The following is a 16,880-nucleotide window of genomic DNA, read 5'->3' on the forward strand; positions in this document are numbered from 1 at the left end:
GATTTCTCAGCGAAACCTCGTCTGGACCACTGATTTCAGCGGTCCAGACCGGTGTTGACCACGGAACTCGTGGTCCGTCTCCACTGTGATCAAGGAGACCACCCCGATTGCGGGAATCGCGGTCGGGAGCGGAACAATGGGTACGGCGGAGCGTGTTCTCTTGGCACGATCCAAACGAGCGGAAGTGAAAGGTCCGTCATGGCAGCGACGCAGACGACCCAGCAGGCAACCGACCGACACCGGGTGGTGATCATCGGCTCGGGCTTCGGCGGTCTCTTCGGGACCAAGCAGCTGCGCCGCTCCGACGTGGACGTCACCATCGTCGCGAAGACGACCCACCACCTCTTCCAGCCGCTGCTCTACCAGGTGGCGACCGGCATCCTCTCCCAGGGCGAGATCGCGCCGCCCACCCGCGAGATCCTCAGTGGCCAGAAGAACGCCCAGGTGCTCCTGGGCGAGGTCACCGACATCGACCTCGACGCCCACACCGTCACCTCGCAGGTGCTCGGCCGGTCGACGGTGACGCCGTACGATTCGCTGATCGTGGCGGCCGGTGCCGGCCAGTCCTACTTCGGCAACGACCACTTCGCCGAGTTCGCGCCCGGCATGAAGAGCATCGACGACGCCCTCGAGCTGCGCGGCCGGATCTTCGGCGCCTTCGAGATGGCCGAGATCGGCGCGACCCGCGGCGAGAACGTCGACCACCTGCTGACCTTCGTGGTCGTCGGCGCCGGCCCGACCGGCGTGGAGATGGCCGGCCAGATCGCCGAGCTCGCGCACCGCACGCTGCACAAGGACTTCCGGGCGATCAACACCCGCCAGGCCCGCGTGATCCTGGTCGACGCCGCGCCCCAGGTGCTGCCGCCGTTCGGCGCGAAGCTGGGCGCCAAGGCCAAGACCGAGCTGGAGAAGCTCGGTGTCGAGGTCGTCCTCGGCGCCATGGTCACCGACGTCGACGAGCGCGGCATCGAGATGAAGTTCAAGGACGGCCGCGTCGAGCGCATCGAGAGCGTCGCGAAGATCTGGGCGGCCGGCGTGCAGGCCAACCCGCTCGGCCAGACCCTCTCCGAGCAGACCGGAGCCCCACTCGACCGGGCCGGCCGGATCGCGGTCAACCCCGACCTCACGCTGCCGGGCCACCCCGAGGTCTTCGTGGTCGGCGACATGATCAACCTCGACCACCTCCCCGGTGTCGCGCAGGTCGCCATCCAGGGCGCCAAGTACGCCGCCAAGGAGATCGACAACCGGCTCAAGTCGAAGGCCTCGCAGGGCCCGTTCCACTACTTCGACAAGGGCTCGATGGCGATCATCAGCCGGTTCCGCGCGGTCGCCCTCATCGGCAAGCTCCGGGTCACCGGCGTGCTGGCCTGGCTGATGTGGCTGGCCCTGCACCTCATCTACATCACCGGCTTCAAGAGCCGCGTCACCGCGCTGCTGCACTGGGCGGTCTCGTTCATCGGCCGCGGCCGCTCCGAGCGGACCACGACCGAGCAGCAGATCTTCGCCCGCTCGGCGCTGAGCCGGCTCAAGCGCGGCGCGACCGACCTGGTCTCCGACCCGGGGGCGTACGACGCCGCGCGGGCCATGCTGGAGACGACCCGTCGGGCCGAGCTCGAGGAGCGCGCGCTCGAGGAGGCGCGGCTCACCGACGCCGGCGAGCGCGGCGTGCCGGTCGAGTCCAGCGTCGGCTGAGCCCTACCCGTCCTGCCGCAACCAGCGCGGCACGATGAGCAGGCCCTCGGCCTCGACGGTCACGCCGTCCGCGTCGCTGATGTGACCGCGAGCCCAGGTCTTGATGCCCTCGTCGCGCTCCACCCACGCCTCGGCGCGCAGGTCGCCCAGCCGCGTGGGGCGGCGGTAGGTCAGGGTGAGGCTGGCGGTCATGCCGGGCTTGCCGCTCGCGCCCGTCGCCTCGCCGACCATCTGGTCGAGGATCAGCGACGAGACGCCGCCGTGCACGAGTCCCGGAGGGCCCTCGTACGCCGCGCCGAGGTGGAAGTCGGCCCACACCCGGCCGGTGCTCTCGCGGACCACCTCGAGCGGCGGCGCGAGCGGGTTGCGCAGGCCGACCACCGCGTTGCCCCAGGGCCGGCCGCGGGCGGCGGGGCCGTGGCTGGCGGCGTACGCGCCGTCGAGCTGCCGGGAGCGCAGCCGGGCCACGATGTCCTCGAGCTCGGCCTGGATCGTCCGGGCCTCCTCGTCGTCGACCTCGGTGCGGATCGTCGCGTCCACGAGCTCGCGGACGACCTGGGTGAACGGGCCGTAGAGCGCGGCCTCGTGCTCGATCTTCTCCAGGGTCACCGGCCGATCCTAGAACACGTTCCAGTTCCCCGGTCTGATGGGATGAGCCCATGACCGAGCTCGTGCCGCCCGACGTCCGCCTCCACGAGTCGTGGGCGGCGGCCGTCGCCGAGTTCGACGCGGCCGGTTCCACGCAGCACGGCTACGGGCTGTGGGACTTCCTGCCCCTCGACACGACCGAGGCGGGCTGCCGGAACGCGGTGGAGTTCCTGCTCGCACAGGCCGACCCGGCCACGCCGCTGCCCGAGCACCTGGTGCACTGCACCTACTTCTGGATCACCGAGGACGACACGTTCGTCGGCTACCTCGCGATGCGGCACTCGCTGACGCCGTGGCTGCTCGAGGAGGGCGGGCACATCGGCTACTCGGTGCGGCCGTCGCGCCGCAACGAGGGCCACGCGTCACGAGCCCTCGCGCTCGCCGTACGCCGTGCGCGGGAGCAGCTCGGCATCGACCGCGTGCTGGTCACCTGCGACGACGACAACGAGGCCTCGCGGCGCACCATCGAGCACTGCGGTGGCGTCTTCGAGGATGAGCGTCAGGGCAAGCTGCGCTACTGGATCGACACCGCGGGAGCCGCACCCGAAATGAAGTGAACCGCCGGGGTCTCGGGCCACCGACGGTTCAACTCTGGGGAAGATTAGGGGTCCCTGAGCGCGCTGGAAAGGTCTGGGCTGAAACCCTGGGGTCCGAGTAGCCCGCCCGCTCGACCAGGTGGACAGGGCTCCCACTGGTAGGCCCCGTGGGACTCGAACCCACAACCCGCGGATTAAAAGTCCGATGCTCTGCCAATTGAGCTAGGGGCCCCGCGGCCGAGCCTACCGGCGGCGCGCGGCGTGCAGGATGCCCGGTGGTTGTTTCTTCAAGGTTTCCGCAAGGGTTGCGGCATCCCCTTGGGAGCACCCAGGCGCGCGGCTAACGTTGTCCTCACAAGCCGCGCTGGTGACCCGAGACGCCAGCGCGGCTTGTTTCTATTTCGCCCGCGTCTCGCGCCGTACGTCGGGTCAGAGGCCGCCGACGCCCTGGCCGAGCAGCACGGTGCCGATCACGAGCAGCAGCACGCTCATCACGGCGACGTTGTTGGCCTGCAGCCAGACGCGCAGCTCGTCGAGGGGCCCGCGCAGTCGCTCGTGCGCGACGAGGAAGCCGAGCACCGGGAGGGCGACGGTGCTCGCCGCGATCAGGGTGAAGACTGCGATGGCTCCGACGGCCTGCCCCGTGCCGATGCCGGCGCCGCCGACGGCCGACCCGGCAGCCACGCACATGAGCAGGTTCTTCGGGTTGATCGCGGACAGCACGAACCCGAGCCCGACAGCCTTGACCGGGGTGAACGAGTCGATCGCCGCCATCCACCGGGGCAGGGGCGCGTCCTCGCCCGGCCGCGGGCGTCGGCGCCACTGCCGGACCGCGACGAGCAGCAGGAGGACGCCCAGCACGACCTTGATCCACGACGAGGCCGTCGAGGAGTCGTCGCTGCCGTCGTCCAGGCCAGCCGACGAGGCGATCAGCGTGAACACGGCTGTCGCCGCGACGATGCCGGAGACCCACCCGGCGAGGAAGCCGATGCTGGTCCCGCGGGCCCGCGGCGCGAGCAGCATCAGGATCGTGGCGATGATCGGGACGGGGCTGATCGCGACGCCGAGGGCGAGGGGCAGCAGGTCCCCGAGGACTCGGTTCACCTCCCCAGAGTGGCGCACGGATGACCGGTTCGTCACTGCGCCGTAGCACAACCTTCATCCGCGAACTGAGAAAAGGCGGCCGAGAAGGTTCGTTCTCCAGCGATGGTTGGTAACGTGTGTTCTGCAACAGGTGCAAGTTCCAGCAGGTATGACGCCGGCGGAGTTTGTGATCCAACGGCGTTTCTTCTTGCGTGTGTCTACCACTCACGTGAAGTCGGAGCGACGTGTCACCGCATCTGGTGTGGGACCGTCGAAGTGACGGTCTCTCGCCCCGACAGAGGAGTAACGAGCACATGGCTCAGGGCACCGTTAAGTGGTTCAACGCAGAAAAGGGCTTCGGCTTCATCGCTCAGGACGGCGGCGGCGACGACGTCTTCGTTCACTACTCGGCGATTCAGACCCAGGGCTACAAGTCCCTGGACGAGAACCAGAAGGTCGAGTTCGAGGTCACCCAGGGTCCCAAGGGCCCGCAGGCGGAGAACGTCCGCGCGCTGTGATCTGACGGCCGTCCGAGCGACGGCCTGAAGGGGTCCCACCTTCGGGTGGGGCCCCTTCATCAATTTCGACGGGTCCCCTCGGAGCAGGAGGCATGGCCCGTTCGGGTCAGATTTCGGGTGGTCGCGTTTGTGGGCGTGACGGTCGGGCACGCTGGGCGTTAGGGAGGTCACCGGGTGAAGCAGTCGAGAGCAGGGAGAGATCACGTGCACGATCAGTTCGACATCTCCCTCGAGGACTCGGATCTCCTCGGCGAGGTCGAGCTCACGACCAACCTGATCATCGCGGCCAGTGAGTCCGACGATCACCTCTCCGTCGACGAGATCGACCGGATCCTCGGGGTGGTTCCCCCACCGCGGAGCGAGGCCTGACCTCGAGCCCTCTGGTCCTATACCCCTCAGGGGTATGCTCGGGACCATGACTGAGCACCAGCACGGGTACATCCAGCGCAAGGATGACTACCTCCGCCGACTGCGTCGCATCGAGGGCCAGGCTCGCGGCCTGCAGCGCATGGTCGAGGAGGAGCAGTACTGCATCGACATCCTCACCCAGGTGGCCGCGATGACGAAGGCCCTCCAGGCGGTCTCCATCGGCCTGGTCGAGGAGCACCTGAGCCACTGCGTCGTCGACGCCGCTCGCTCCAGCGACGCGGAGGCCCAGGAGAAGATCGGCGAGGCCGTCGAGGCCATCACCCGGCTGGTGAAGTCATGACGACGTCGGTGTGGCAGGTGAGCGGCATGACGTGCGAGCACTGCGTCTCCGCCGTGCGCCAGGAGGTCGGCGAGCTCGGTGGGGTCCACGCGGTCGACGTGGTGCTCGAGACCGGCGCGGTCACCGTGACCGGGGAGGCGCAGCCCGACCGGGCGTCGATGGCGGCCGCGGTCGAGGAGGCCGGCTACCAGCTGGTCTGAGGCAACCGGCTGACTCAGCAGGTCGCGAACAGCACCGGGCCCGACGACAGGTCCGAGAAGACGTACTCGCCGGAGCGCGGCACGAGGTCGAGGGTGACCAGGTCGCCCTCCGCCGTGGCCGATCCCACCGAGAACCGGTCCGTGAAGTCCCCGCCCTGGCCGGGCGCCGGACCGGCCGCCAGCGCCGCCCGGCTCGCCGCGTTCGTCCGGGCCTGGTCGTCGCTCGCGAACGCCATCACCGCGCGCACGTGGCCGCCGGGCTGGACCGAGAGGGCGTACGCCGTCATCGGGTCGACCGTCCCGGCCTCCTCGACGAGCCGGTCGGCGGTGGCCTGGTCGTCGGCGTCCGCCTGGCTCATCGCCAGCGTCGAGCAGGCGTTGTCGCCGTCGTACACGGCGGCCGTCACCGGCTCCCCGGAGGCCTCGACCACCGACCTGACCGGGTCGGACAGGTGGTCGTCGCCCATCCCGTCGACCACCTGCTGCAGGTAGTCGCTGCGATCGCTCGTCAGGACGAGGCCGCGGTCGGCGTCGAGCGCGACGTACTGGAGCTCGGGGGACAGGTCCGCGCCGATCTCCGGCAGCAGGGAGTCCCCGCCGATCCAGACCCCGTCCTCGGTCCCGGGGCGCGTGAACCCGGCGTCCTCCAGGTCGTCGCCGACGGCGTCCAGGTCGTCGTCCGGGAGCCGGAGGATGACGACCGCGCCGGCGGTGGACTGGCTGAAGAGCTCCCACTCGACGTTGGCGGGGGAGAAGCCGAAGTGCGCCTGGAGCACCGGCGCCGACTGCACCAGTGCCGACGCGGAGGTGAGGTCCTGGTCGAACGCGTCGTCGAGGAAGCCCTGCACGTCGTCGGCCGACGAGGTCGCGTCGAGGTCGGCACCGGTCTTGCCGCGCACCGCGGCCCAGTCCGTCCACGACAGCCGAGCGGCGTCGGCGGGGGCGTACGACGCGGCCTGCGCGAACGCGGTCGTGTCCCGGTCGCGCCACCAGTGGACGCCGACGACGGCGAGTGCCGCGAGCAGGGCCAGACCCACCACCGCCACCACGACCACGGTCACGCGCTTGGACAAGGGTCGGGTCTCCTCTTCGGGCCGGGCTGGTGTGAGACTAGCCGCATGGCCACGAAGGACGTGCTCGCCGCGGGTGCCGTCGTCTTCCGCCCCGGCAAGCGGGTGCTCCTGGTGCACCGCCCGCGCTACGACGACTGGTCCTTCCCGAAGGGGAAGCTCGACCGGGGCGAGCACGTCACCGGGGCGGCGGTCCGCGAGGTCGCCGAGGAGACCGGCCTGCACGTGCGGCTCGGGGTGCCGCTGTCCCCGCAGCGCTACCCGGTGACCGGCGGGCGCACCAAGCAGGTGTCGTACTGGGTCGGTCGCGTGGTCGGCAGCGACGACGTGTCCGACTACCGGAGCAACGACGAGATCGACGTCGTCGAGTGGGTTCCGTACGACGAGGCGATGGACCGGCTGACCTACGACTACGACCGGTCGACGCTGAAGGAGGCCCGGCCCCGGCGGCGTCGTACCCACGCGGTGATCGTGCTCCGGCACGGCGCGGCCCGGTCCCGGCGGGGCTGGGGCCAGGACGATCGGCTGCGGCCGCTCATCCAGCTCGGCCGGAGCCAGGCGCAGCGGCTGGTGCCCGTGCTCGCGGCGTACGACGTCACGAAGATCGTCAGCTCGAGCAGCATGCGCTGCCTCGAGACCGTCACGCCGTACGCCGACACGACGGGGTGGGACCTCGAGCTGGACGACGGCGTGAGCGAGGAGGGAGCGAGCGCCGACTCGGTGGTCGACACGATCGACACGCTGATGGCGGCCGACGAGTCGTCGGTGCTCTGCACGCACCGCCCGGTGCTGCCCTCCGTCTTCGACGCGCTCGGTGTCGCGGACACCAAGCTGGACCCCGCGACGATGCTCGTGGTCCACCTGCGTCAGGGCACAGTGACCGCTACCGAACTCCACCGACTGGCCTGAGTCAACCGCTTCCGGGGCTTGTTCACGTGATTGCCGTCTCGTAAGCGACTGTCGGTCTCCGACTGGCCTATCCGAGTTCACCGCTCGTTCACCGACGACCCCGGAACCGTCCACTTCCGCTCCTTAACTTCGATGGCGTCACAGACATAGAAGACAGAGGAGTCTGAAGTGATCCGCACTTCCATCCGCCGGGCAGTCGTGCCCGGCATCGCCGTCATCGCGCTCGCCGTCACCGGCTGCGGTGCCAGCAACGAGAGCGACGGCGGCAGCGCCTCCGACGGGGACAGCGGCACGAGCCTCAGCGGCGAGCTCGCCGGCGGCGGCGCCAGCTCGCAGGACTCGGCCCAGCAGGCCTGGCGGGCCGCCTTCCAGGGCGAGAACTCCGGCGTCACGATCACCTACGACCCGGTCGGTTCGGGCGCGGGCCGCGAGAGCTTCATCAGCGGCGCCTACCTGTTCGCGGGCACGGACTCCTACATCTCGGACGACGAGGGTGAGCTCACGAAGGCCACCGACACCTGCGGCGCCGAGCCGATCGAGGTCCCGGCGTACGTCAGCCCGATCGCCGTCATCTTCAACCTTCCGGGCGTCGACTCGCTCAACCTGGACGCGAAGACGATCGCCGGCATCTTCGCCGGCAAGATCACGACCTGGGACGACGCGGCCATCGCCGCGCTCAACGACGGCGTCGACCTGCCGAGCACCAAGATCGCCCCGGTGCACCGCTCCGATGACTCGGGCACGACGAAGAACTTCACCGACTACCTGAGCAAGGCCGGCGACGGTGCCTGGACCGACGACCCGTCCGACACGTGGCCCCTCAAGGGTGGCGAGTCCGCGGAGGGCACCTCCGGCGTCGTCGCCGCGGTCAAGGGCGGCGAGGGCACCATCGGCTACGCCGACGACAGCCAGGCCGGCGGCCTCGGCAAGGTCTCGATCAAGGTCGGCGAGGCGTTCAACGCGCCGAGCGCCGACGGTGCCGCGAAGGCGCTCGAGGTCTCCAAGCCCGTCGAGGGCCGGGGCGAGGGCGACATGGCCTTCGACATCGACCGCACCACGACCGAGGAGGGCGCGTACCCGCTGCTGCTGACGTCGTACCTGCTGGCCTGCCCGACGTACGACGACGCGAACGACGCCGAGCTCGTGAAGGCGTTCCTGACCTACATCGTCTCCAGCGACGGTCAGCAGGCCGCCGCCGACGCCGCCGGGTCCGCCCCGCTGCCCGACTCGATCGCCCAGCAGGCGACCGACGCGGTCAGCGTCATCGCCGGCAAGTAGTCAGCACGTCCAGATACACCTGTGGTGTGCGGCGGCCCGGATGCACCGGGTCGCCGCACTCCCATGAACCCCAGGAGCCATGAGTGCCCCGCAACAAGCCGGTGACCAGCGTCGGCGACACCGTGTTCGCCGGCGTCGCCCGGACCGCCGCGTTGGCCATCATGCTGGCGCTGGCCGGCGTCTTCGTCTTCCTCTTCATCGAGGGCTTCCCGGGCCTCAGCGCCCCGACCGACGTCTACCGGCCCGCCGAGGACTTCCTGTCGTACGTCGGTCCGCTGGTCTTCGGCACGATCTGGGCGGCGCTGGTGGCCCTGATCATCGCCGTGCCGTTCGCGATCGGGATCGCGCTCTTCATCTCGCACTACGCGCCCGCGCGTCTGGCCGTGCCGATCGCCTACGTGATCGACCTGCTCGCCGCCGTGCCGAGCGTCGTCTACGGCCTCTGGGGTGGCCTGGCGCTGGCGCAGGCGCTGAAGCCGGTCCTGGTGTGGCTCGACACCCACCTCGGCTTCATCCCGCTCTTCGTCGGTCCCGCCTCGGTGACCGGTCGCACCATGCTCACCGCGGCCATCGTGCTCGCGATCATGATCGTCCCGATCGTCACCGCGATCTCGCGTGAGATCTTCGCCCAGACGCCCCGCCTCCACGAGGAGGCCGCGATGGCCCTGGGCGCCACGCGCTGGGAGATGATCCGGCTGGCCGTCTTCCCCTACGCGCGATCCGGCGTCATCTCGGCCGTGATGCTCGGCCTGGGCCGGGCCCTCGGCGAGACGATGGCCGTCGCCATGGTCCTGTCGGCGACGCAGGTCGTGACCCTGAACCTGATCTCGGACACCAACCCCGCCACCATCGCGTCCAACATCGCCTCCAACTACAAGGAGGCGAGCCCGGACCGGCAGGCCGTGCTGATCGCGACGGGCCTGGTGCTCTTCGCGGTCACCTTCGCGGTGAACTTCGCCGCCCGGATGGTGATCGCCCGCGGCGAGAGGAAGATCGCGCGATGACGACCACTCCGATCGAGCCCGAGCTCACCGGGATCGCCGCCGGTCTCGCGGCACCCCGCCTGCCGCGCATCGCGGTCATCCTGACCGCCGTGCTGGCGCTCGCGGTCTCCGGGCTGCTGGCCCTGCTCCTCGGCTGGGGCATCATCGCCCTGCTCGTCGTGGCGGTCATCCTCTTCGACATCGGGCTGCCGGTCTGGTCCCGGATCGTCGAGGGCGCGCGGTACGCCGCGGACCGCCTGACCACCTGCCTCGTCTACACGTCGTTCCTCGTCGTCCTCGTCCCGCTGGTCTGGCTGATCGGGCTGGTGCTCAAGAACGGCCTGTCCGCGATCAGCGTCGAGTTCCTCACCTACTCGATGCGCGGCGTGGTCGGCGAGGGCGGCGGCATCTACCACGCCCTGATGGGCACCCTGCTGGTGACGCTGGCGACCGCGATCATCTCGGTGCCGATCGGCATCTTCGCCGCGATCTACCTCGTCGAGTACGGCAAGGGCAACCGCCTCGCGCGGACGACGACGTTCCTGGTCGACGTGATGACCGGCATCCCGTCGATCGTCGCCGGCCTCTTCGCGCTGTCGCTCTTCGTGATCATCTTCGGCCCGGCGATCCGGATCGGCTTCGCCGGCTCGGTCGCGCTGTCGCTGCTGATGATCCCGACGGTGGTCCGCTCGACCGAGGAGATGCTGCGGCTGGTGCCGAGCGACCTGCGCGAGGCGTCGTACGCCCTGGGCATCTCGAAGTGGCGCACCATCGTCAAGGTGGTGCTGCCGACGGCCGTCGGTGGCATCGTGACCGGTGTGGTGCTGGCGATCTCCCGCGTGATCGGCGAGACGGCTCCGCTGCTGGTCGTGGCCGGCGCGACCGACTCGGTGAACATGAACCTGTTCAGCGGCCGGATGATGACGCTGCCCGTCTACATCTTCCAGCAGTACTCCCAGCCGGGCATCGTCCCCCACGACGGCGGCGACCCGCCCGGCTACGCGCGCGCCTGGGGCGCCGCGCTCGTCCTGATCGTCCTGGTGATGCTCCTGAACCTGATCGCCCGGATCATCGGCAAGATCTTCGCCCCCAAGACCGACCGGCGCCGTTGAGCCCGAAAGCTGAAACGAGAAATTCCATGGCCAAGAGCATCGACGTCTCCGACCTGAACATCTACTACGGCGACTTCCTCGCCGTCGAGGGTGTCAACATGACCATCCGCGCCAAGGCGGTGACGGCCTTCATCGGGCCGTCCGGCTGCGGCAAGTCGACCTTCCTGCGCACCCTCAACCGGATGCACGAGGTGATCCCGGGCGCGCGCGTCGAGGGCAAGGTGGTCGTGTCCGGCCAGTCGCTCTACGACTCCTCGGTCGACCCCGTCGCCGTACGCCGGCAGATCGGCATGGTGTTCCAGCGCCCGAACCCGTTCCCGACGATGTCGATCTACGACAACGTGATCGCGGGCTCGAAGCTGAACTCGAAGCGGCTCAAGAAGGCGGACGCCGACGCGATCGTCGAGAAGTCGCTGCGCGGCGCCAACCTCTGGACCGAGGTCAAGGACCGGCTGAGCAAGCCCGGCATGGGGCTCTCCGGCGGCCAGCAGCAGCGCCTCTGCATCGCCCGCGCCATCGCGGTCGAGCCCGACGTGCTGCTCATGGACGAGCCCTGCTCGGCGCTGGACCCGATCTCGACCGCGGCGATCGAGGACCTGATCCAGGAGCTCAAGTCCGAGTACACGATCGTGATCGTGACCCACAACATGCAGCAGGCGGCGCGCGTCTCCGACGACACCGGCTTCTTCAACCTCAAGGCGACCGGCGAGCCCGGGCACCTGGTCGAGTTCAACCCGACCACGAAGATGTTCACCAACCCGGACGAGGAGTCCACCGAGGCCTACATCTCGGGTCGCTTCGGCTGATTCGTCCACCGAAATCCTCAGGAACTCGTCGCCCGGACCGATGGTCCGGGCGATGAGTGTCTTCTGACCTGGGGGATTCGGTGCCTCGCTGTGCAGTGGTGATCGAGGACGACGCGGACACCGCGTCGCTCCTCGAGTTCGCCCTGTCCTCGCAGGGCTTCGACGTGGCGATCGCCCACGACGGCCAGGAGGGCGTCGCGCTGGTCACGGCGCTGCGGCCCGACCTGGTCACCCTCGACGTCGGCCTGCCGGGCATCGACGGCCTCGAGGTGTGTCGCCGGATCCGACCGGTCACCGACGCGTACGTCATCATGGTGACCTCGCAGGCCGACGAGATCGACCGGCTGATCGGCCTCGAGACCGGGGCGGACGACTACCTGGCCAAGCCGATCAGCGTGCGCGAGCTCAAGGCGCGGGTCAACGCGATGTTCCGCCGGCCGCGGCACTTCGTCGAGTCGGCCGATGCGGCGCCGGAGCCGGCGTACGTCGAGCTGCCCGCGACCGACGAGCACGAGGTGCTCCGGCACGGCGACCTGCTCGTCGACGTCGACGCCCACCGGGTGTGGCGGGCCGGCGAGGAGGTCGAGCTGACGCCGACCGAGTTCGACCTGCTGGCGACCCTGATGCGATCGCCGACGCGGGTGTGGCCGCGGGCCCTGCTGATGCAGGAGGTCTGGGGCCAGAGCTGGGGCGAGACCCACCACGTCGAGGTCCACATGGGCAACCTGCGCCGCAAGCTGGGGGACCGGCGGGGGCAGGTGCGGTTCGTGGAGACCGTGCGCGGCGTGGGCTACCGCTTGCGCGCCGCCAGCTGAAGCACCGCGGCGAGGCGGTCCTCGATCGGCTCGTTGACCAGCTGGCCGGCCCGGAACCGGGTGCCCGGCCCGTCGAGCGTGGTGCCGGGCGAGGCTGCCACCAGCCGGGGCGGCAGCAGCGGCTGGAACTTCGACGCGTCGGTGATCACGATCGCGGCTCCGATCCGACGAGGGTGAGGCGCGGTCGCGGAGCCGGTGCCGCTGCCGCTCGCCGATGGCGGGGCGGGTCCTGGCGCCAGATGAGGCTCAGGCCGAGCAGGACCACACCGGCGAGCGCGACCCAGATCGCGCCGTACCGCACGACGGTGGCGCGGAGCGCCTGCACGACGTGGCCGGCCTTCGGCACGACGTACGCCGTCTTCCAGACGGTGTCGCCGGAGATCGTGGCGCGCCACGGGTCCGGGGCGTCGTTGGCGTCGCCCTGGGTCCGCACGACCACGGTGCCGTCCGCGGCGTGGTCGACGGCGATCACCCGGTGCGTCTCGAGGTGGTGGTCGGCCACCGGCGCCTGGAAGGTGAGGATGTCGCCGACCTGGACGTCCGCGGCGGGGCGCGGGACCGAGACGACGACGTCGCCCCGGTCGATGGTGCCGGTCATGCTCCCGGTCAGCATCACCGCGGTGCGGTAGCCCAGGACGTGCGGGCCGACCGCGAGGGCCAGGAAGCCCAGCGTGCCGATCGTGACCGCCAGGCTCAGCGCCCAGCTCGCCAGTCGCTTGACCGTCACGGGGTCACGACGGTCGTCTTGGCCGTCCGCTGGGTGCCGGTCAGCGTCCAGGTGATGCCGGTGGTGAGGCCGGCGGTGTTGTTGCCCGCGCTGCTGGGCAGCGTCAGGGTCGCCCGCAGGTAGACCGGGACGTTGGTGTTGAGGGTCGGGACCCAGGCCGATGTCTGGCCCCACGCGCTGGTCGCGCCGTTGCCGACCAGGCCGCCGTCGGTCGACACGTTGGTCGTCGTACCCGAGCAGGTGACCGAGGCGCCGCTGACCGTCCACGGCTTCGTGCAGCTGTCGACGGTGAGCCGGAGCGCGTCGGTGAGCGCGTTCTGGTTGGTGATCGTGGTCTGCAGCGTCAGGTCGCCGAGCTCGGCGGAGCCCGTCTCGCGCTTGACCGAGACCGGGAAGACGACCTTGTCGCCGGGCACCATGCCCTTCGCGTCCACGTGGATGCCCGCGTCGTTGTCGTTCATCAGGACGCTGACCTTGGCGCTGCCGACACTGACGTCGGCCGTCGTGGTGTCCGTGTAGGCGCCGAACGTGCCGATCCCGGCGACGGCGGCGGCGCTGGCGACGAGGGCGACCGTCGCGAACAGCTTCGTGCCCATCTTGGCGCCGGTCTTCGTGCCGGCCTTCGTGGCCCTGCGACGAGCGGTGGTGGTGGTGCGCATCGGGTTCCTCCCCCAAGGTTCCCCCAGACATCCGTGTCTGGTGGTGCTGTCTCGATGCCCTGATCAAACTCCTCCGATCTCAAGACACCGCCCGCCCGAACCCCTGGTTTCCTACAAGACAAATGCAAGGTGCTCAGGTCGTCGTTGCGGATAGTCCCTGACGTTTTCGCCCTCGGGCGGGCCGGACCGGGCCGAAACGTCAGGGACTATCCCGACGCCTGTGGATGAGCGCTGCAGGAACTCACGGGAGCGTGCACCGTCTCCGCATGGACCTCTCGGGTGTCACGCGACCGGTCGTGGTGCCGGTGCGCCCGGATCAGACCGGACAGTCGGGGCCGAGCCCCAAGAAGGCGCGCGGTCCGGCTTGGAGAAAGACGAGCAGAGGCTGGTTCGTCCCGTCAGACGTCGACGGTTCGGACCTGGATCAGCGCGTCGTCGAGGCGGCGGTGACCCTGCAGCAGGACTGGGGCGCGGTCACGGGTTGGGCTGCTCTGGGCTGGCAGGGCGGCCGCTGGTTCGACGGCACACCATGGGGCGGTGGCCCGATCCGGCCGGTGACCCTCGCTGTCGGGGGAAACCGAGTGATCCGGCAGCAGCCCGCGTTCGGGATCAGGACGTCCGAGGAGCGTCTCGCGCCGTCGGACCTGATGGTCGTCGACGGTGTGCGCCTGACGACCGCCGTCAGATCGGTGTGCTTCGAGATGCGCTATGCCAGGACGGTGTGGGATGCCGTCACCACGCTGTGCATGGCGTGCTTCAACGACCTGGTCTCGATCGATGAGCTGGCCGAATACGCGCGTCTGCACCCGGGGTGGACCGGCATCCCGCAGTGCCGCGATGCCATCCCGCTCGCCGACGAGAACCTCTGGTCACCGAGAGAGGTGGTGATGCTGCGTGCTTGGACGAGCGTCGCGGGACTGTCGCGGCCACTATGCAACGCTCCCGTCTTCGACCTGAACGGGCGCCTGATCGGCGTACCCGACCTGGTGGACCCGGCCACGGGCGTCGTGGGGGAGTACGACGGCGGCATCCACTTCGTCGACGGGCACCGCCGCCCCCGTGACCTGGATCGGGAGGAGGACTTCCGGCAGCACGGCATGCATCCCGTCGTGATGATTGCTGACGATGCACAGGATCCGGGCCGGTTCGTGGCGAGGATGTTGGGTGCCCAGAGCCGAGCGACGGCGCAGCCGGCCAGCTCGCGTCGCTGGACCCTCGAGCGGCCGCGAGACTGGGTCGACACGACGACTGTTGCCGCGAGGCGTGCGCTGGGTCTCCGTCAGCGGGAGTGGCTGCTCGGCCACCGAGCGGCATGAACTCGAGCGTCGGGGTAGTCCCTGACGTTTCGGCCCTCGCTGGCCCGATCTGGGGCGAAAACGTCAGGGACTACCCCCGACGGACCCTCAGACCCCCAGGACAGCGTGCAGGACGACGTAGAACGCGGCGGCCACGAGACCGGCCATGGGGAAGGTGAGGACCCAGGCGGCGACGATCGAGCGGGCGACGCCCCAGCGTACGGCGGAGAAGCGCTTGGTCGCGCCGGCGCCCATGATCGCGGAGGTGATCGTGTGGGTCGTGGAGATGGGGGCGTGGAAGACGAACGCCGTCGTGTAGAGCACACCCGCACCGACCGACTCGGCCGCGAAGCCGCGGGCCGGGTCGAGGTGGATGATCCGGCGACCGAGGGTGCGCATGATCCGCCAGCCGCCGGAGTACGTGCCGAGCGAGATCGCCGAGGCGGAGAGGATGACGACCCAGATCGGGAGGTCAGCCTGGGGCTCGCCGGCCGAGTTCGTGTAGTAGCCGGCCGTCGTCAGCGTCAGGAAGATGACGCCCATCGTCTTCTGCGCGTCCTGCAGGCCGTGGCCGAGCGCGAGCGCGGCGGCCGAGAAGGTCTGCGCCATCCGGAAGCCGCGGAAGACCTTGTGCGGGTTCCGCTTCCGGAAGATCCACATGATCGCGAGCATCACCGCGAAGGCGGCGATGAAGCCGAAGACCGGCGACAGCACCATCGGGATCAGCACCTTGTCGACGATCGTCGGCCAGTGCACGACGGCACCCGCCGTGATCGCGGCGCCGACGAGGCCACCGATCAAGGCGTGCGACGACGAGGAGGGCAGCCCGAAGTACCAGGTGATCAGGTTCCAGGCGATCGCGCCGAAGAGCCCGGCGAGTACGACGACCAGGCCGGCGTTGCCGTTCACCTGGATCACGTCACTGACGGTGTGCGCGACCTCCTGGCCGAGCAGTGCGCCGACGAAGTTCATGATGGCCGCCAGCACGAGCGCGATGCGCGGGGTGAGCGCACGCGTCGACACCGAGGTGGCGATGGCGTTGGCAGCGTCGTGGAAGCCGTTCGTGTAGTCGAAGACGAGGGCGACGACGACGACCGCGATGACGATCGCGAGTTCCATGAGCGGTCAGGACTCCTTGACCGCGATCTGCTCCACGATGTTGGCGACCTTCTCGAACGCGTCGATCGCCTCCTCGAGGGACTCGACGATGTCCTTGAGCTTCAGCACCTCGATGGTCTTGAACTCGCCGCTGAACAGCTTCGCGATCGTACGGCGGTGGTTCTTGTCGCCGGCGTTCTCGAGCCGGTTGATCTCGATCCAGTACTCCTCGAGCGACTGCATCGACTGGAGGTTGGGCATCGACGCCGCGGTCAGCTCCGCGCAGCGCTGCAGGACCTCGACCTGGGTCGAGAGGTCCGGCGGCAGGATCTTGACCTCGTACAGCAGGATCATGTCGACGACCTCGTCCATCATGTCCATGACGTCGTCGAGGGCCGAGGCCAGCGAGTAGATGTCCTCGCGGTCGAACGGCGTCACGAAGGTCGTGTTGACCTTCCGGACGATCGCGTGGGTGGACTCGTCCGCGTTGTGCTCGGCCTCGCGCATCCGGCGGGCCACATCGGCGTGATCGGCACCCTCCGCGAGCATCTCGGCCAGCAGGGACGCGCCACCGACGAGGTGCTGCGCCTGCTCTGTGAAGAGGTCGTAGAAGGAGGTGTCGACCGGGCGGAATCGCAATCCCACGAATAACTCCTGGTGAGGAGGAAACGAACGCGATCAGACTAGGGGGTGGCCAGCCGAATCGCGCAAGTGCGCCCCCGACCCCCCTCCGAGGTGGTCC

Annotated in this window: 21 protein-coding genes and 1 tRNA gene; 13 read left to right on the forward strand and 9 right to left on the reverse strand. The window is 69.5% G+C overall.

Annotation, left to right across the window (positions count from 1 at the left end; translation table 11 throughout):
* Positions 1 to 198: 198 nt before the first annotated feature.
* Positions 199 to 1,692, forward strand: coding sequence for an NAD(P)/FAD-dependent oxidoreductase (locus tag ASC77_RS09180; RefSeq protein ID WP_056151282.1), 1,494 nt, complete (start codon positions 199 to 201; stop codon positions 1,690 to 1,692).
* A 3-nt stretch (positions 1,693 to 1,695) separates the two neighbouring features.
* On the opposite strand, the gene ASC77_RS09185 is transcribed toward ASC77_RS09180, so the two are convergent.
* Entirely contained in the window at positions 1,696 to 2,301 is a 606-nt protein-coding gene (locus tag ASC77_RS09185; RefSeq protein WP_056151284.1) for a PaaI family thioesterase, read from the reverse strand.
* A gap of 50 nt (positions 2,302 to 2,351) precedes the next feature.
* Here ASC77_RS09185 and ASC77_RS09190 point away from each other — a divergent pair, with 50 nt between their 5' ends.
* Positions 2,352 to 2,897, forward strand: coding sequence for a GNAT family N-acetyltransferase (locus tag ASC77_RS09190; protein WP_082574603.1), 546 nt, complete (start codon positions 2,352 to 2,354; stop codon positions 2,895 to 2,897).
* 135 nt (positions 2,898 to 3,032) lie between these two features.
* On the opposite strand, the gene ASC77_RS09195 is transcribed toward ASC77_RS09190, so the two are convergent.
* Positions 3,033 to 3,108, reverse strand: a tRNA-Lys gene (locus ASC77_RS09195).
* A 197-nt stretch (positions 3,109 to 3,305) separates the two neighbouring features.
* Positions 3,306 to 3,980, reverse strand: a complete 675-nt coding sequence (locus tag ASC77_RS09200; RefSeq protein ID WP_056151286.1) for a GAP family protein — start codon at positions 3,978 to 3,980, stop codon at positions 3,306 to 3,308.
* A 293-nt stretch (positions 3,981 to 4,273) separates the two neighbouring features.
* Here ASC77_RS09200 and ASC77_RS09205 point away from each other — a divergent pair, with 293 nt between their 5' ends.
* The 4 genes from ASC77_RS09205 (at position 4,274) to ASC77_RS09215 (ending at position 5,386) form a co-directional block, all read left to right on the forward strand.
* Complete coding sequence (locus ASC77_RS09205) at positions 4,274 to 4,477, forward strand: cold-shock protein (RefSeq protein ID WP_028644610.1); 204 nt, start codon at positions 4,274 to 4,276, stop codon at positions 4,475 to 4,477.
* A 204-nt stretch (positions 4,478 to 4,681) separates the two neighbouring features.
* Complete coding sequence (locus ASC77_RS27175) at positions 4,682 to 4,846, forward strand: hypothetical protein (RefSeq protein ID WP_200944944.1); 165 nt, start codon at positions 4,682 to 4,684, stop codon at positions 4,844 to 4,846.
* Positions 4,847 to 4,892: 46 nt separating this feature from the next.
* Positions 4,893 to 5,186, forward strand: a complete 294-nt coding sequence (locus ASC77_RS09210; protein ID WP_056153920.1) for a metal-sensitive transcriptional regulator — start codon at positions 4,893 to 4,895, stop codon at positions 5,184 to 5,186.
* Positions 5,183 to 5,386: a heavy-metal-associated domain-containing protein gene (locus ASC77_RS09215; protein WP_056151288.1), complete on the forward strand. Its 204-nt coding sequence runs from the start codon at positions 5,183 to 5,185 to the stop codon at positions 5,384 to 5,386. The genes ASC77_RS09210 and ASC77_RS09215 overlap by 4 nt, the downstream gene beginning before the upstream one ends.
* Positions 5,387 to 5,400: 14 nt before the next feature.
* On the opposite strand, the gene ASC77_RS09220 is transcribed toward ASC77_RS09215, so the two are convergent.
* Complete coding sequence (locus tag ASC77_RS09220; RefSeq protein WP_156391009.1) at positions 5,401 to 6,459, reverse strand: hypothetical protein; 1,059 nt, start codon at positions 6,457 to 6,459, stop codon at positions 5,401 to 5,403.
* A 45-nt stretch (positions 6,460 to 6,504) separates the two neighbouring features.
* On the opposite strand from ASC77_RS09220, the gene ASC77_RS09225 reads away from it, so the two are divergent.
* The 6 genes from ASC77_RS09225 to ASC77_RS09250 all read left to right on the forward strand — a co-directional run bounded on the left by ASC77_RS09225 (position 6,505) and on the right by ASC77_RS09250 (position 12,359).
* Positions 6,505 to 7,365 (forward strand): NUDIX hydrolase, encoded by an 861-nt coding sequence (locus ASC77_RS09225; protein WP_056151292.1) that lies wholly within the window; start codon positions 6,505 to 6,507, stop codon positions 7,363 to 7,365.
* 168 nt (positions 7,366 to 7,533) lie between these two features.
* Positions 7,534 to 8,643 carry a phosphate ABC transporter substrate-binding protein PstS gene (gene pstS / locus ASC77_RS09230; RefSeq protein WP_056151293.1) on the forward strand — a complete coding sequence of 370 codons (1,110 nt, stop codon included), beginning with the start codon at positions 7,534 to 7,536 and terminating at the stop codon, positions 8,641 to 8,643.
* Positions 8,644 to 8,726: 83 nt separating this feature from the next.
* The gene (gene pstC, locus ASC77_RS09235) at positions 8,727 to 9,647 is read left to right on the forward strand and encodes a phosphate ABC transporter permease subunit PstC (RefSeq protein ID WP_056151295.1); all 921 of its coding nucleotides are present in this window, start codon (positions 8,727 to 8,729) and stop codon (positions 9,645 to 9,647) included.
* Positions 9,644 to 10,738, forward strand: coding sequence for a phosphate ABC transporter permease PstA (gene pstA, locus ASC77_RS09240; RefSeq protein WP_056151297.1), 1,095 nt, complete (start codon positions 9,644 to 9,646; stop codon positions 10,736 to 10,738). The genes pstC and pstA overlap by 4 nt, the downstream gene beginning before the upstream one ends.
* A gap of 26 nt (positions 10,739 to 10,764) precedes the next feature.
* Positions 10,765 to 11,544, forward strand: a complete 780-nt coding sequence (pstB, locus tag ASC77_RS09245) for a phosphate ABC transporter ATP-binding protein PstB (protein ID WP_056151299.1) — start codon at positions 10,765 to 10,767, stop codon at positions 11,542 to 11,544.
* An 80-nt stretch (positions 11,545 to 11,624) separates the two neighbouring features.
* Complete coding sequence (locus ASC77_RS09250; RefSeq protein ID WP_235547556.1) at positions 11,625 to 12,359, forward strand: response regulator transcription factor; 735 nt, start codon at positions 11,625 to 11,627, stop codon at positions 12,357 to 12,359.
* On the opposite strand, the gene ASC77_RS26555 is transcribed toward ASC77_RS09250, so the two are convergent.
* From ASC77_RS26555 to ASC77_RS26975, 3 genes are read right to left on the reverse strand one after another with little or no spacing between them, the layout of a single operon-like run.
* Complete coding sequence (locus ASC77_RS26555) at positions 12,335 to 12,508, reverse strand: hypothetical protein (protein ID WP_156391010.1); 174 nt, start codon at positions 12,506 to 12,508, stop codon at positions 12,335 to 12,337. The two genes, ASC77_RS09250 and ASC77_RS26555, sit on opposite strands and share 25 nt — an antisense overlap.
* Positions 12,505 to 13,086 (reverse strand): signal peptidase I, encoded by a 582-nt coding sequence (locus ASC77_RS26970; RefSeq protein ID WP_056151304.1) that lies wholly within the window; start codon positions 13,084 to 13,086, stop codon positions 12,505 to 12,507. The genes ASC77_RS26555 and ASC77_RS26970 overlap by 4 nt, the downstream gene beginning before the upstream one ends.
* A complete protein-coding gene (locus ASC77_RS26975; protein ID WP_056151306.1) occupies positions 13,083 to 13,745 on the reverse strand; it encodes a hypothetical protein in 663 nt (220 codons plus the stop codon). The genes ASC77_RS26970 and ASC77_RS26975 overlap by 4 nt, the downstream gene beginning before the upstream one ends.
* A gap of 266 nt (positions 13,746 to 14,011) precedes the next feature.
* On the opposite strand from ASC77_RS26975, the gene ASC77_RS09265 reads away from it, so the two are divergent.
* Positions 14,012 to 15,061, forward strand: a complete 1,050-nt coding sequence (locus ASC77_RS09265) for a hypothetical protein (protein WP_056151308.1) — start codon at positions 14,012 to 14,014, stop codon at positions 15,059 to 15,061.
* Between the two features lie 87 nt (positions 15,062 to 15,148).
* Here ASC77_RS09265 and ASC77_RS09270 read toward each other — a convergent pair whose 3' ends face one another.
* Positions 15,149 to 16,159 carry an inorganic phosphate transporter gene (locus tag ASC77_RS09270; protein WP_056151310.1) on the reverse strand — a complete coding sequence of 337 codons (1,011 nt, stop codon included), beginning with the start codon at positions 16,157 to 16,159 and terminating at the stop codon, positions 15,149 to 15,151.
* Positions 16,160 to 16,165: 6 nt separating this feature from the next.
* Entirely contained in the window at positions 16,166 to 16,783 is a 618-nt protein-coding gene (locus tag ASC77_RS09275; RefSeq protein WP_156391011.1) for a DUF47 domain-containing protein, read from the reverse strand.
* Between the last annotated feature and the right edge of the window lie 97 nt (positions 16,784 to 16,880).

It is taken from the genome of Nocardioides sp. Root1257, from assembly GCF_001425175.1.
Classification (GTDB): Bacteria; Actinomycetota; Actinomycetes; order Propionibacteriales; family Nocardioidaceae; genus Nocardioides.

Bases quoted from the DNA above. Each gene is read 5' to 3' on its own strand.
- ASC77_RS09180 (WP_056151282.1), top strand. From the start codon at position 199: ATGGCAGCGACGCAGACGACCCAGCAGGCAACCGACCGACACCGGGTG.
- ASC77_RS09190 (WP_082574603.1), top strand. From the start codon at position 2,352: ATGACCGAGCTCGTGCCGCCCGACGTCCGCCTCCACGAGTCGTGGGCG.
- ASC77_RS09205 (WP_028644610.1), top strand. From the start codon at position 4,274: ATGGCTCAGGGCACCGTTAAGTGGTTCAACGCAGAAAAGGGCTTCGGC.
- ASC77_RS09210 (WP_056153920.1), top strand. From the start codon at position 4,893: ATGACTGAGCACCAGCACGGGTACATCCAGCGCAAGGATGACTACCTC.
- ASC77_RS09215 (WP_056151288.1), top strand. From the start codon at position 5,183: ATGACGACGTCGGTGTGGCAGGTGAGCGGCATGACGTGCGAGCACTGC.
- ASC77_RS09225 (WP_056151292.1), top strand. From the start codon at position 6,505: ATGGCCACGAAGGACGTGCTCGCCGCGGGTGCCGTCGTCTTCCGCCCC.
- pstA (WP_056151297.1), top strand. From the start codon at position 9,644: ATGACGACCACTCCGATCGAGCCCGAGCTCACCGGGATCGCCGCCGGT.
- pstB (WP_056151299.1), top strand. From the start codon at position 10,765: ATGGCCAAGAGCATCGACGTCTCCGACCTGAACATCTACTACGGCGAC.
- ASC77_RS26975 (WP_056151306.1), bottom strand. From the start codon at position 13,745: ATGCGCACCACCACCACCGCTCGTCGCAGGGCCACGAAGGCCGGCACG.
- ASC77_RS09265 (WP_056151308.1), top strand. From the start codon at position 14,012: ATGGACCTCTCGGGTGTCACGCGACCGGTCGTGGTGCCGGTGCGCCCG.
- ASC77_RS09270 (WP_056151310.1), bottom strand. From the start codon at position 16,159: ATGGAACTCGCGATCGTCATCGCGGTCGTCGTCGTCGCCCTCGTCTTC.